Genomic DNA, 13660 nt, shown 5'->3' with positions numbered 1-13660 from the left:
GCAATTTAGCATAATTGCTAAAAAATATATACTGAATTGGCCTACACTCTTTATTTTTCGGGTCTTTCTCGCAAAAAGCTAGCAAAACGCGGTAAACCATTTTTAGTGTATCCGTGGTATCGATAAGTGATTGTTGAACCAATGGCTGGCGGACGCTTGCGTTCTTCATCACTAAAGCCCGTGCCAATAGAAAAGGTTACGCCTTGCTTGGTTTGCACTCGCAATGCCCCGAGCATACCTGTGTATTTACCTTTACCTGGTAAATATTCAATAACTAGCGCTTCAGCATCCAAATAAGGTTTGAGTTTTAACAATGCACTAGAGCGACCACTCGTATGCTTAGCCTCTGCTAAATGAAGCATAACGCCCTCGCCACCTTGTTTGGTGATCTCATTAAAGTAATCACTTAGTTGCTGATTGTCGCTAAATTGATATTGCTTAACCGCCTTAATATGTGAGCTATTTAACTTAGTAATGAGTGACAGGTAATTTTGATAGCGACGATGAAAAGGCGTGCTTGTATCTGGCATATCAAATACTTGATAAGTCACTGTTTGCCAGAGTAAGTCGTTGGGTATTTTTGTTCTAACAATACCACTGAGAACAGAAAATTGACCCCGCTGGGTCCATAACTCACCGTCTAACCAAACATCAGGCATAGGGGCGGTAAACCACTTAGGAGGATTAATTGGATTACCTTGGCGGGTAACAAATTGTTTCCCCGTCCATATTGCTCTAACGCCGTCAAACTTTTCACTCACCAAATATTGGCGAATATCGTTATGCTTAGTTTCATCATAAACATCAGCGAGTTGCACCTGCGGCAATTGCGCTAATAAACTCGCACTAAAAAGCGTAAAAAAAATAAATAGGTATCTTTGAATAGTAACCATAACTGCATCCTTGCAAATTTAAATATGGCTTAAACTATAGTTGAGATTGAAGCCATTGCCAAAATTCTTCAAGGTTATGCATTTGCTGTGTTGCTTTACTGAAGTCGTGCTGCTCAGTGTGCTTATTAGCAATCGCTACAACGGCTAAGGCTGCATTGTTTGCTGCTGTTACACCAGTGAAGGTATCTTCAACAGCAATCGCATTTTTTGCAGCGACCTTCATATTTTTAAGTGCTAGTAAATAAGGATCACCGGCAGGCTTTGGATTGGTTACATCGTCTTTTGTAACCACCGTATCAAATAAATCATAAAACCCTAATCCTTTTAGTATTGGCTCAGCTTCATGGCGTGCGCTGCCTGTTACTAACGCCATTTTTAAGCCTTGCTCTTTAACCGCGAATAAAATATCTGCAGCATAAGGCATTAAAGGCGGTAAATTGGTTTTAACGTATTTGCTAAACAAACGGTATTTTTCATCCGCTAAATAGCGACTACTCACAGACAAGTTATGGGTTTGTTTTATTTCCTTTGCGGCGTCAATCGTGGGGCGCCCTGAAAAGCGCTGGCAAAAATCATCTTCGTCATAACGTACACCAAAAGGCGCAAGTAATTGGCTCCAGCAGATATAATGCACACTTTCAGAATCAACTAACGTGCCATCCATATCAAATAATACCGCTTCAATAGACATACTTTCTCCTTGTTGTTTAGCTGTTTAGCCTATGCCCTGAATATTAAAAAAGGTGCCTAAGCACCTTTCATTAATGTGTGTTACTCAGTCAAGCCTGCTGGCGGCTCAGCATAAGCGTCTTCACCGGTGTTTACATCAACTAACTCGTAACCACGGGCTTTGCGCATCACTTTAAGTACGGGTTTTTCAAATGCGGTTTTTAAGCGCTCAGCATCATCTTTTAGTTCATCTAACGTGGTACCAAACGGCGCTGCACCCGTTTCTGACCAGTTAGTTACTTTACCATTTAGGTTATATTCCACTTCATGTATTTGATATTGCGCCGCTTCATCTTTGGTTGCTTCACAAAAAATTACACGGTAATTCCAAAATCCAGCCATTACTTTTTCTCTTTAATAAACATATGAGCGCTACTTTAGCAGCTCTACAAAAATAGAAAAAGCCTACACATGGTAGGCTTTTGTCATTAAATACAATTTAACGTTAATTTAATCGATTAGAAAAAGTTAACTTTAAATTCAGCACCAATGTAACGCTCTTCGTTAACCATTGCTGTGTTGTTGTTGAAATCAACACCACCAATTGCTTGTTGCTCGTCAAATAGGTTACGCACGAATGCTGATACTTCATATTCGTAGTCGCCTTGTGCCCATGCATAACCAGCACGTAGACCTACTTCTGTTAGTGGCTTACCTTCAAACTCAACTGATTCATATAAGAAAAAGTCAATTTCACTGCGGTACGACACATCAGCGTAAGTGAAGAATTCACCTTCAGCGAGTTCTTTAGTGTAACGAAGTGTGATGTTAGAGATCCACTCTGGAGCATGCGGTAAGCTGTTACCATCTAAAATAGCACGGTCTTCAGGACCAAATGCACCTGGTACTTGGAACGTAGGATCAGTAACAGTACATTGTGCACACACAGCAACGGCTAAATCTTTGTCTTTAAGCTCGGTTTTGTTGTAGCTTAAGTTAAACGTGGCATTTAGCTCATCCGTTAACACCCACTCAGAATCAATTTCGAAACCGTAGCCAGTTGTTTTATCAGCATTTAATAAGCGGTTAAAGTTAGCACCACCACCTACAGCCGTTAGCTGTTGGTCGTCCATGGTGTAATAAAATACCGTTGCGTTAACACGGCCTTGGCCATCTAACACATCAGATTTAATACCTGTTTCAAACGAAGTAACAGTCTCTGAATCAGCAACGGTTACTTCATCACCAAATAAGATACGACCTTGAAGACTCGGTGCACGGAAACTGTTAGCAATACGACCATACCAGTTTACGTCATCGTTGATTTTGTAGTTAGCCGATAAATCCCAGCTTACGTGATCATCGCTTACATTTTTTTCAATGTAAGTAGCAGCACCACCTACAGGGCTAAGCGTACGATTTGCTGAGAACTCTTTCTCATCGTCAGAGTAACGCAGGCCTGCTGTTACTTTTAAATCATCAGTAATGGTGTAGTCAACTGAGCCAAACACAGCCCATGCTTTAGTGTCTTGCTGTTGGCTAACAAAACCATTTAATACGCCATTATTAGCCGTATCATAACTAAAGTTTTCAATTGTCAGTGCTTCATCAAAGTAAAAAACACCCACCTGGTAATTTACATCGCCAGCAAAGTTGCTTGATAAACGTAACTCTTGCGTGTATTGGTCTTGGTCTGGAATACCATCAGCACTTTCTGAAGAAAAAGGAATAAAACCAGGACCCATAGCTACTGGAACATCATTGATAGAGAATCCACCGTAACCGCCATCAATGTCAGCACGAGAGTAAATTTCTGTACTTTCCCAACCAGAGATTGACGTTATTGTGTGGTTAGCTAAGTCCCACTCAAGTTTAAGGCTTGCACCTTGTGATTCCACTTGTTGCGTCGCACGCGATGCGGCATCGTGGTAAACCACATCATTTTCAAAATCATCAACTAAGTCGTTAGTGCCAGGCTTGATAGTATTGGCACGAAAGGCAATTGGAGAGCCATCTAAATCACGGACATGGTAGTTAAATAATCCAGTGAAATCGTCACCTTCATATAAAAATTGAATACGTGCAGCTTGTTCAGTGTAACCACCTAAGGCATCTTTTTGTTCAAAGCCCGGTGCGCGATTATCAATGTAATCGTCTTTGTCTTGCCAAAGTACTGAAACACGCGTTGATAAACGGTCTGTTAATGAACCACCAACTGCGCCTTCAAAATCAACTGCGCCACGGCTACCGTATGATACAGAGCCATAACCTTCAAATTCTTGACTTGGTTTAACGGTATCAAATTTAACTAGACCAGCTGGCGTATTACGGCCGAACAACGTACCTTGTGGGCCACGAAGCACTTCAACACGGGCTACGTCAAATACAGGGAAACCTTTTAAAATAGCATTTTCTTGTACAATTTCATCAACCACAAGTGACACAGGCTGTGAAGCATTCAAATCGAAATCAGTGTTACCTAAACCACGTACATAAAAGCGTGGGAATGAACGGCCAAATGAAGATTCAATAGATAAACTTGGGATTTTCGCATTCATAAAACGAATATCCATACCAGCTGAGCTGTAAGCATCTAAACTGTCGCCTTGCAGGGCTGAAACAGCAACAGGTACTTCTTGAGCGTTTTCTACTCGTTTACGAGCAGTTACTTGAATAACTTCTAGTTGGTTCTTCTTAGCAGTAGTTTCTTGCTCAGCAGCTAGGGCTGAAATTGAAGTACCTGCTACGGCAGAGAACAACGTTGCATTGATAAGGGTTGCTAACGTAGATCTTTTCATTGCTTTCATGTCGGGGTTAACCTTTTTAGTGCACTCTTGTTCAACGGTTGATGTGTTGCGCAATTACATAATTACGGATTCAGTCAATTTTTCGCGACTTGCTCTATGCGGCGCGGACCTTATTACCGAGAGTACAAAAACGGCATAAATAAGGCTGACTGAATGCGCGAGATTATACCATGCTGTAATTAATTTACCGCATACTGAGCGTTAAAAATATAAACTTATTTTTAACACTTAAGCGCACTATCCCGACTTTTAGTGTACTTTTAGCAACTAAACAGCCAAAAAGCGGACATATGTCCTTACAATGAACTGTTAAAAAATATAGCTAAATAAAGCGGTACTTTCTAGATACTACTTTTTCACTAAAGAACGCGTCAGTGCAATTTCACCATCAATATGAATATCTCGCTGCGGGAATGCAATCACCACATCGTGTTGTTCAAACACTTCATAAATACTAAAGCGAATATCACTGCGCACTTGTCTTAAGCGAGTTTCAGATTCAGCGCACACCCAAAAAATAGCATTAAAGACCAGCGAGCTGTCGGCAAAGTCATCAAACAATACGGTTGATTGAGGCGTTGCCAATATTGCCTCATGTTCATCTAATACTTGCTGAATTAACTTTTTAACCAGTAATACATCAGAGCCATAAGCTACGCCTACGCTCACAGATGAGCGCGCATTACCGTCAATAAGCGTCCAGTTGGTTACAGTGTTTTCTAATAACTGGCTATTGGGTATTAGCATATGAACACCGTCGTTCCTGCGAATACGAGTAGAGCGAGTATTAATGGTTTCAACCACCCCTTTTGCAGTGCCAACCTCTAAAAAGTCACCAATACGGATTGGCCGCTCCCACATTAATATCCAGCCACTAATAAAGTTATTAATAATATTTTGTGCACCGAACCCTACACCAATGGCAATAGCACCCGATACAAAGGCAAATGCGGTTAGTGGAATGTTGAGCACCTCAAGGGAGGTAAAAAGTAAAATCGCAATACTTAAAATAAAATAAAAACGCGTGAATAAATGCACTGCATCTGGGCTCATTTTTCGTGCAAGTAATGACTTTTTAATTAACTTGCCAATCTGAGTCACCACAACCCACATAGTAAACAAAATTAGCGGCACTTGAATTACTTTTGCCACGGTAATGTGAATGTCGTTGTAGCTAAACAATACGAAGGCGAGAATGTGATTAATTTGTTCTAAGTTCATTGATTTTCCATGTGTAAGGTCGCACACAAACGATTATTTTTATGCGCTAATAATACCCCAAGTTTAGCATGCGGTTAGCTTAAATACGCAGCAACAAATTTAAAGCTAATTGCATAATTGCTGTATTTTTCTACTTTTTTATTTACATACCGAGTTTTTATCACCTAATTTGCGTTTAAATCCCGCTTTAAATCGATAAACTTTGTTGTATATAAGTCAAAATTTGGTAAGTTAACTGGGTTTTCGACTCGAAAAGCCTATTTCGGCTACTATTTTTTATGGAGTTATTATGCGTAAAACACTGATTGCCACTACGATTGCTAGTGCACTTTTATTATCTGCCTGTTCTTCTGAAAGCACCCAAGAAACAAAACAACAAAGCACAGCACAAGTGCAAGATATCAACGCAAGCAATGTATTATTTAAACCAAGCCCATTACAATACATGGCTCCTGAGTTTGATAAGTTTGGTACCACTGAATACGAAGCTGCATTTGATGCAGGTATTGCACAACATAATGCAGAAATTTTGGCAATTGCCAATAATCCAGAACCAGCTACTTTTGAAAATACCTTGGTAGAAATGGAACTTGCTGGTGAGTTATTAAACCGCGCATCAGCTGCATTCTACAACTTATCAGGTCTTATCTCTAACGATGAGTACCAACGCATTGATAAAAAAATGGCGCCTGTGTTCTCGGCTCACTCTGATGACATTTATTTAAATGGTGCATTGTTTAAACGTGTACAAACGGTATACGACAATAAAGATAAGTTAAGCGCTGAAGATCAACGCCTAGTCGATTTTTACTACAAACAGTTTGTAAAAGCCGGTGCAAAATTAAACGATGCTGAAAAAGCAAAAATGCGTGAAATCAACGCAGAGCTTGCAAAACTATCAACTGAGTTTTCTCAAAACGTATTAAAATCGTTTAAAGAAGATGTCATTTTAGTAACAGATAAAAGCAAATTAGCGGGTTTATCTGAAGGTGAAATTGCCGGTCTTGCAGCCGCTGCTAAAAAAGCAGGCAAAGATGGCTACATGATCACCTTAGTGAACACCACGCAACAACCTATTTTAGCAAGCCTTGAAAATCGCGAACTACGTGAGCAAATTTTTAAAGCATCAACCAATCGTGCTGCTAAAACAAATGGCCCTATCATTATTAAAGAAACTAACCTGCGCGCACAAAAAGCAGAACTGTTAGGCTTTAAAGATTGGGCTTCTTATGTAATGACTTCACGCATGGCGCAAACTACTGATAACGTGTACGGCATTTTAGATGACTTAGCGCCAAAAGCCGTTGAAAAAGCGAAAGCAGAAGCACAAGCAATTCAAAAAGTAATTAATGATTCGGGTGAAAACTTTGAACTTAAACCATGGGATTGGTCTTTCTACGCAGAAAAAGTACGCGCTGAGAAATACGACCTAGATCCAGCCTTAGTTAAGCCTTATTTTGAAATGCAGTCGGTTATCCATAACGGCCTGTTCTTCGCTATGGAAAAACTTTACGGTATTACCTTTAAAGAGCGTAAAGACCTGCCGGTTTACCACGACGATGTAATGGCATTTGAAGTATTTAACGCCGATGGCAGCGCCATTGGTTTATTTTACATGGACCCATATGCACGTGAAGGTAAGCGTGGCGGTGCATGGATGAGTGCATACGTAAGCCAAAGCGGCTTAAAAGGCACTAAACCTGTTATTTACAACGCACAAAACATTCCAAAGCCGGCTGAAGGCGAGCCAACGCTCATGACGTTTGACGAAGTATCAACTATGTTCCACGAGTTTGGTCATGCGGCACACGGTTTATTCTCTGACGTTAAATACCCAAGCCTAGCAGGTACTGCAACAGCACGTGACTTTGTTGAATTTCCATCACAAGCACACGAAGATTGGATGATTGAACCAACGGTACTTGCTAACTACGCTAAACATTACAAAACTGGAGAGCCAATTCCTCAAGCACTACTTGATAAAGTACTTGAGTCGCAAAAGTTCAACCAAGGTTTTGGTACCACTGAATATTTAGCAGCAGCACTACTGGATATGGAGTGGCATTCATTTGGTTCTGATAAGAAAATAACTGACGTACAGCAGTTTGAAAGTGACGCATTAAAGGCACATGGTATTGATTACTACCCTGTTCCGCCGCGTTATAAATCAAACTACTTTAGCCATACGTTTGCAGGTGGTTACTCAGCAGGTTACTACGCTTACCTGTGGACTGAAGTATTTGCAGCCGATGCGTTTGCTCACATGGAAAACAACGGTGGCTTAACGCGCGAAAATGGCGATAAGTTCCGTAAAGAGATCCTATCAAAAGGTAATAGCCGTGACTTAATGCAAAGCTACATTGAGTTTAGAGGCCAAAAACCAACCACTGACGCCCTGCTTAAGCGCCGTGGTTTAGTTGATTAATTAATATTTTTAATCAACTGATATAAAAGCCCGCTTGCGGGCTTTTATTGTTTATAGAACAATATATAACAGATAAACTGACACCATTATTTAAGACAAGATGAGTGTTATGGGCTATTTATTTGCAGTTACCCTTCTTTGGGCGTTTTCGTTTAGTTTAATTGGTGTGTATTTAGCAGGCCAAGTTGATGCGTGGTTTAGTGTGCTAATTCGTGTGGCTTTAGCAGCGTTAGTATTTTTGCCTTTTTTAAAGAAAATCCCTACCCCACTTGCGTTTAAACTCATGCTGATAGGCGCACTGCAACTGGGGGTTATGTATGGCTTTTATTACCACTCATTTTTGTTTTTAAGTGTGCCAGAAGTGCTGTTATTTACTGTAATGACCCCGCTTTACATTACGCTTTTAAACGATGCGCTAAATAAACAGTTTAATCCGCAGTTTTTTATCGTTGCGTTTATTGCCGTACTAGGTGCTATTACCATTCGTTATGAAAACTTAGACAGTAACTTTTTAGTCGGATTACTACTGGTTCAAGGCGCTAATATTAGTTTTGCCATCGGCCAAGTAACCTACAAACGATTAATGCTTAATAAACAACTCGATGATAAAACCGTATTTGGTTGGTTTTTTATTGGCGCACTAATTGTTGCAAGCGCCTGTTACGCCTTATTTGGTGATCTTAACAAATTACCAAGTACCTCAACTCAATGGGGCATACTGATTTATTTAGGTATTGTGGCCTCTGGTTTAGGCTACTTTATGTGGAATAAAGGCGCGACGCTTGTCAATGTTGGTGCGCTGGCGGTGATGAACAACTTACTTATTCCTGCCGGTATAATTGTTAATGTGCTTATTTGGAATCGAGACGCTGACCTACTTAGATTAAGCATTGGCGGGGGAGTGATGCTGGTTGCCTTAGTGGTAAACCAAATAATGACTAAATCAGCAAATTAATCACTCTGTAGTGAAATTGTCATTAATAATTAGTAAGGTAGCGTCCACTTTTATTTTTAAGGACAAATAATGAAGCGCATACCTTTTCTAACAACTTTTTTATTATTAAGCTCACTTACTGGCTGTGATGACGATGTAAAAATAGTCGAAAAAGAAGTGGTTGTTACCAACACTGACGTTGAAATTGTTGAAGTACCTACCCCGGTTATTGTTGAAGTAGCACAAGGCACTAATATTCAACTAGGTACTCGCCCAGACTACCTAGTTGACGATATGGCTAGCAGCGCACTAAAAACAAAATTAGAATCGTGCAAGGAAGGTCCTTTTTACCGTACTGATTTTTCAATTGGTCACCGTGGTGCTCCCATGCAATACCCAGAACACACTAAAGAATCTTATATTGCAGCCGCTCGTATGGGAGCAGGTGTTGTCGAATGCGATGTAACCTTTACCAATGATAAAGAGCTAGTATGTCGTCATTCTCAGTGCGACTTGCACACCACCACCAATATTTTAGCCATTCCAACATTGGCTGCTAAATGCAGTGAACCATTTACCCCAGCAAACTCTAACAGTGGCACGCCTGCTTCAGCTAAATGTTGTACCAGTGATATTAGTTTGGCAGAATTTTTAACTCTTGAGGGCAAGATGGATGGCGCAAACACCAGTGCCACCAATGTTAGCGATTACATGAAAGGTACACCCAGTTGGCGCACTGACTTATACGCCACCTCTGGTACACTCATGACCCACAAACAAAGTATTGCACTCTTTAAAGAGCTGGGAGTAAAAATGACCCCAGAGCTTAAATCCCCTCAAGTAAGTATGCCTTTTAACGGTATGACCCAAACGCAATACGCACAAAAAATGCTGGATGAATACACGCAAATGGAAGTACCCGCCTCGCGAGTGTATCCGCAATCATTTAATTTAGCCGACGTAGAATATTGGATTAATACTAATCCTGAATTTGCAGCGCAGAGTGTCTATTTAGATGGGCGCGACAGCAATGTAGGGTTTGATCCAAACAACGCTGCAACATGGCAGCCAAGTATGGCAGAGCTCGTAAACGACGGCGTTAAAATTATTGCGCCACCCATATGGATGCTATTAAGCATAGATAACAACAGTAATATTGTCCCCTCACAGTATGCCATTGACGCTAAAGCCGCGGGGCTTAATATCATTGCATGGAGTCTTGAGCGCTCAGGCCCTCTAAAACAAGGTGGCGGTTATTATTATCAGTCAATTAGTGATGTTATAGATAACGATGGCGATATGTTCACTGTGGTTGATGTGTTAGCGCAAGACGTAGGTGTAATGGGTATCTTTTCCGATTGGCCAGCAACCGTAAGTTACTATGCTAGTTGTAATAACATGCCTGCAAGTATTTAAACTTTAAGACGTGTTTATTTTATCGCGCTCAGTTACCATATATTTTATATATTATTTAATTGAGCGCTTTTATGATCATCCAACACCACCATGCTGACTTGCCTACCCCAACGGGTTTAATGCGCACCACGGTTTATCGCCCACACGCTCACGGGCAATTCCCAGCCATTATTTTTTACTCTGAGATTTTTCAGCAAACCGCACCGATTGCTCGCAGCGCTGCTATTTTAGCAAGCCATGGTTTTGTGGTACTTGTGCCAGAAGTATTTCATGAACTTAACCCTATCGGGACAGTGCTTGCTTATGATGATGCGGGTAAAGATAAAGGCAATAACGATAAATGGGCAAAACCGCTTGAATCTCACGACAGCGATACCCAAGCGTTAATCGACTTTGTACAAACACACGATTATTGTACTGGCTCTGTGGGTGCAATGGGTGTTTGTATTGGTGGGCATTTAGCTTATAGGGCCGCATTAAACCCCGCAATAAAAGCCGCTTTTTGCTTATATGCCACTGATATTCATAGCGATACTCTTCCCGCACATAAAGGGAATAATTCATTTGAACGTATGGCCGATATACAAGGTGAAATCCACTTTATTTGGGGAAAACAAGACCCCCATGTGCCACAACAAGGTCGCGACAAAATTTATCAACAAGCGGTTAGTACGGGTATTAATTACCAATGGCAAGAAGTGAACGCGCAACATGCCTTTATGCGTGATGAAGGCGAGCGGTACGACGCAGCACTTGCTATCACCATGTATCAACAAGCCGTTGCTTTGTTTAACCGAGTGCTTTAAGCGCTATTATTTAAGCATACCTAATGCGGTATGTTGCTTTACAAAATACGCTTTTAAATAATCAATAAACAAACGCAGTTTTTTAGAGCCCGCCGCCCCAGGCGGGAACACCCCATAAAGTTCAATGTCTTTGCTTTTATAATCATCGAGTATAATTTGCAGCAAACCCGCTTGTACTTTTGGCCATGCATCGTAAAGTGGAATACGACCAATACCATGCCCCGCCTCTACAAACGCAGTGCGTGCAGCTGCGTTATTGGTGCTTAAACTACCTTGCATTGTAATATCGACCTTTTTGCCTTCTTTTTGTAAGGTCAGCGTTTTACTGCTTAATTGATAAACCACCCATTGATGCTTTGCCAACTCATCGGGTGTGGTCGGTTTACCAAAATGCGCAAAATAATCGGGCGCACCACAAATACAGGTACTCATAGTGGTGAGCTTAGTGGCTTGTAAGTTCGAATCGCGCAGTGCAACCCCTCTAATTGCAAAATCAAACCCGTGCTTAATAATATCCACAACGTCATCCGTGAGCTGTAAATCTATATCAATTTTAGGGTACTGACGTTTAAAGGTATTTATTGCCGGTACAATTAACTGCATCCCTACATTTACAGGGCAACTTATTTTTAATAGCCCTTGAGGTTCACTTTTTATATTTTCTATTTGCTGATTAGCGGCATTAGCTTGCTCTGTAATAACACGGCAACGCTCATAATAGGCCATTCCGGCTTCGGTTAGCGCCATGGTGCGGGTAGAACGGTTAAGTAGCGTCACTTCGAGCTGTGTTTCTAATTTTTTTAAGTGATAACTCGCTACAGCACGGGTCAGCCCTAATTGTTTTGCCGCTGCAGTTAAGCTGCCCTGCTCTACAATTTGTGCAAATACCACCATGCTTTTTAACTGTTCAAACGAGACTTTCATAGGTGCTCCAATGCGGTTTTAACTTCAACCCTCTTATTGTATCAATTATTGAATCAATTAAGTTAAATTTATCATCGTTGTTTAAAGCTCTCTTAGTGCATATAGTATTTATCAAGCAAGATTAATTAATTTAAATCATCATAAGGAATACCTTACATGGCTAAAAAAATACTAATGGTTCTTACATCACATGCAGAGCTTGGTAACACAGGCGAAAAAACTGGTTTTTGGGTAGAAGAATTTGCAGCCCCTTATTACGCATTTGTTGATGCAGGTATTGAAGTGACATTGGCTTCTCCAAACGGCGGTCAGCCACCGATTGACCCAACTAGTACACTTGCTGATTTTCAAACTGAGGCAACCAAACGTTACGATGCAGACAGTGGTGCACAAACACTGATGGCAAATACCAAAGTTTTAAGCGAAGTAAACTCTTCTGATTATGACGCCGTATTCTACCCTGGTGGTCACGGCCCTTTATGGGATTTAGTCGATAACACCGATTCTGTATCGCTCATTGAAAGCTTTATTAAAGAGCAAAAGCCAGTCGCTGGCGTGTGTCATGCAAGTGCGGTATTTTTAAATGTTAAAGACGCTGATGGCAATGCATTAGTCGCCGGTAAAAAAGTAACGGGCTTTACTAACAGCGAAGAAGCTGCTGTACAACTTACTGACATTGTTCCATTTTTAGTTGAAGACGAACTTATCAAAAAAGGTGGCGATTACCAAAAAACCGACGACTGGGGCGTGCTTGCTCTTGAAGATGGTTTATTGATCACCGGTCAAAACCCAGCAAGCTCAGAACTTGCAGCTAAAAAGCTATTAACTAAACTAGGTTAATAGCAGCCAACAACTCAAATCAGCACAGCATTTTATGCTGTGCTTTTTTAATTGCTTTTCATTACCTTATACAATTCCTATACTGGCAACACTTTCGGTAAATTAGGATCACACTATGGCCACTAAACCAAACACGCTTTCACTTATTACCAGTACCCGCTTTGCTATTTTTAGCATTATTATTATTTGTTTTGTATTGCAGCTTATTAATAGCCTACCTGGCATTAATTTAAACGGTTTAGGTATTTATCCCAGAAGTATTCAAGGGTTGGTTGGTATTCTTTGTGCTCCCTTTTTACACGGTAGCTGGTGGCATTTTGCCAGTAATATGTTGCCATTTGCTGTATTAAGCTGGTTAATTTGCCAGTACAGCGTACAGCGCTTTTATAGTGTATTTATATTCACCGCTTTAGTAGGTGGCTTATTAGTTTGGATGTTTGCCCGCAGTAATATTCATGTGGGTCTAAGCGGTGTCATCTATGGTTTGTGGGGCTTTATTTTATGCTATGGCATTGTAAGACGTTCATTTAAATCGATTTTCATCGCTATTATCGTAGCATTTTTATACAGTGGCTTTATCTGGGGCGTATTACCGCAGCGTTTTCATATCTCGTTTGAGAGCCATTTTTTTGGTGCATTAAGTGGATTGTTTTTAGGTTATAAACTAGCAAAAGCAGATAAATTAAAAAATCAGCAAGCAACAACTAAAACACGCGTTTAATAAA

The 13660-nt window shown here is 40.6% G+C and carries 12 protein-coding genes; 6 read left to right on the top strand and 6 right to left on the bottom strand.

Going from position 1 to position 13660, the window contains the following annotated elements; all coding sequences use genetic code 11:
• Positions 1 to 50: 50 nt before the first annotated feature.
• From PISS_RS04780 to PISS_RS04760, 5 genes are all read right to left on the bottom strand, one after another.
• Positions 51 to 893, bottom strand: a complete 843-nt coding sequence (locus tag PISS_RS04780) for a DNA ligase (RefSeq protein ID WP_058154352.1) — start codon at positions 891 to 893, stop codon at positions 51 to 53.
• Between the two features lie 34 nt (positions 894 to 927).
• On the bottom strand, positions 928 to 1584 hold the full coding sequence (locus PISS_RS04775) for an HAD family hydrolase (RefSeq protein ID WP_058154351.1): 657 nt from the start codon (positions 1582 to 1584) through the stop codon (positions 928 to 930).
• 80 nt (positions 1585 to 1664) lie between these two features.
• The gene (locus PISS_RS04770; protein ID WP_013464441.1) at positions 1665 to 1964 is read right to left on the bottom strand and encodes a hypothetical protein; all 300 of its coding nucleotides are present in this window, start codon (positions 1962 to 1964) and stop codon (positions 1665 to 1667) included.
• A 116-nt stretch (positions 1965 to 2080) separates the two neighbouring features.
• Complete coding sequence (locus tag PISS_RS04765) at positions 2081 to 4369, bottom strand: TonB-dependent receptor (protein WP_058154350.1); 2289 nt, start codon at positions 4367 to 4369, stop codon at positions 2081 to 2083.
• Between the two features lie 348 nt (positions 4370 to 4717).
• Positions 4718 to 5590: a mechanosensitive ion channel family protein gene (locus PISS_RS04760; protein WP_016899418.1), complete on the bottom strand. Its 873-nt coding sequence runs from the start codon at positions 5588 to 5590 to the stop codon at positions 4718 to 4720.
• Positions 5591 to 5879: 289 nt separating this feature from the next.
• Between PISS_RS04760 and PISS_RS04755 the strand changes: the two genes are divergently transcribed.
• The 4 genes from PISS_RS04755 to PISS_RS04740 all read left to right on the top strand — a co-directional run bounded on the left by PISS_RS04755 (position 5880) and on the right by PISS_RS04740 (position 11171).
• A complete protein-coding gene (locus tag PISS_RS04755) occupies positions 5880 to 8015 on the top strand; it encodes a M3 family metallopeptidase (RefSeq protein ID WP_024602853.1) in 2136 nt (711 codons plus the stop codon).
• A gap of 100 nt (positions 8016 to 8115) precedes the next feature.
• Positions 8116 to 8970 carry a carboxylate/amino acid/amine transporter gene (locus tag PISS_RS04750; RefSeq protein WP_058154349.1) on the top strand — a complete coding sequence of 285 codons (855 nt, stop codon included), beginning with the start codon at positions 8116 to 8118 and terminating at the stop codon, positions 8968 to 8970.
• Between the two features lie 69 nt (positions 8971 to 9039).
• Positions 9040 to 10365 carry a glycerophosphodiester phosphodiesterase family protein gene (locus PISS_RS04745; RefSeq protein WP_058154348.1) on the top strand — a complete coding sequence of 442 codons (1326 nt, stop codon included), beginning with the start codon at positions 9040 to 9042 and terminating at the stop codon, positions 10363 to 10365.
• Between the two features lie 71 nt (positions 10366 to 10436).
• A complete protein-coding gene (locus tag PISS_RS04740) occupies positions 10437 to 11171 on the top strand; it encodes a dienelactone hydrolase family protein (RefSeq protein WP_024602856.1) in 735 nt (244 codons plus the stop codon).
• A gap of 6 nt (positions 11172 to 11177) precedes the next feature.
• On the opposite strand, the gene PISS_RS04735 is transcribed toward PISS_RS04740, so the two are convergent.
• Positions 11178 to 12095, bottom strand: coding sequence for a LysR family transcriptional regulator (locus tag PISS_RS04735; protein WP_024602857.1), 918 nt, complete (start codon positions 12093 to 12095; stop codon positions 11178 to 11180).
• Between the two features lie 156 nt (positions 12096 to 12251).
• Between PISS_RS04735 and PISS_RS04730 the strand changes: the two genes are divergently transcribed.
• Together PISS_RS04730 and PISS_RS04725 are read left to right on the top strand one after the other, a co-directional pair.
• A complete protein-coding gene (locus tag PISS_RS04730) occupies positions 12252 to 12935 on the top strand; it encodes a type 1 glutamine amidotransferase domain-containing protein (protein WP_024602858.1) in 684 nt (227 codons plus the stop codon).
• Positions 12936 to 13050: 115 nt separating this feature from the next.
• Positions 13051 to 13656 (top strand): rhomboid family intramembrane serine protease, encoded by a 606-nt coding sequence (locus PISS_RS04725; protein WP_024602859.1) that lies wholly within the window; start codon positions 13051 to 13053, stop codon positions 13654 to 13656.
• Positions 13657 to 13660: the final 4 nt, after the last annotated feature.

It is taken from the genome of Pseudoalteromonas issachenkonii, assembly GCF_002310795.1.
In the GTDB taxonomy this organism is placed as follows: domain Bacteria; phylum Pseudomonadota; class Gammaproteobacteria; order Enterobacterales; family Alteromonadaceae; genus Pseudoalteromonas; species Pseudoalteromonas tetraodonis.
This window is presented reverse-complemented; position numbering and strand designations above follow the sequence as displayed.

What these genes read in the sequence shown, in the direction of transcription:
- PISS_RS04750 (WP_058154349.1), top strand. Translation starts at nt 8,116, where the DNA reads ATGAGTGTTATGGGCTATTTATTTGCAGTTACCCTTCTTTGGGCGTTT.
- PISS_RS04765 (WP_058154350.1), bottom strand. Translation starts at nt 4,369, where the DNA reads ATGAAAGCAATGAAAAGATCTACGTTAGCAACCCTTATCAATGCAACG.
- PISS_RS04745 (WP_058154348.1), top strand. Translation starts at nt 9,040, where the DNA reads ATGAAGCGCATACCTTTTCTAACAACTTTTTTATTATTAAGCTCACTT.
- PISS_RS04775 (WP_058154351.1), bottom strand. Translation starts at nt 1,584, where the DNA reads ATGTCTATTGAAGCGGTATTATTTGATATGGATGGCACGTTAGTTGAT.
- PISS_RS04760 (WP_016899418.1), bottom strand. Translation starts at nt 5,590, where the DNA reads ATGAACTTAGAACAAATTAATCACATTCTCGCCTTCGTATTGTTTAGC.
- PISS_RS04780 (WP_058154352.1), bottom strand. Translation starts at nt 893, where the DNA reads ATGGTTACTATTCAAAGATACCTATTTATTTTTTTTACGCTTTTTAGT.
- PISS_RS04730 (WP_024602858.1), top strand. Translation starts at nt 12,252, where the DNA reads ATGGCTAAAAAAATACTAATGGTTCTTACATCACATGCAGAGCTTGGT.
- PISS_RS04755 (WP_024602853.1), top strand. Translation starts at nt 5,880, where the DNA reads ATGCGTAAAACACTGATTGCCACTACGATTGCTAGTGCACTTTTATTA.
- PISS_RS04735 (WP_024602857.1), bottom strand. Translation starts at nt 12,095, where the DNA reads ATGAAAGTCTCGTTTGAACAGTTAAAAAGCATGGTGGTATTTGCACAA.
- PISS_RS04725 (WP_024602859.1), top strand. Translation starts at nt 13,051, where the DNA reads ATGGCCACTAAACCAAACACGCTTTCACTTATTACCAGTACCCGCTTT.
- PISS_RS04770 (WP_013464441.1), bottom strand. Translation starts at nt 1,964, where the DNA reads ATGGCTGGATTTTGGAATTACCGTGTAATTTTTTGTGAAGCAACCAAA.
- PISS_RS04740 (WP_024602856.1), top strand. Translation starts at nt 10,437, where the DNA reads ATGATCATCCAACACCACCATGCTGACTTGCCTACCCCAACGGGTTTA.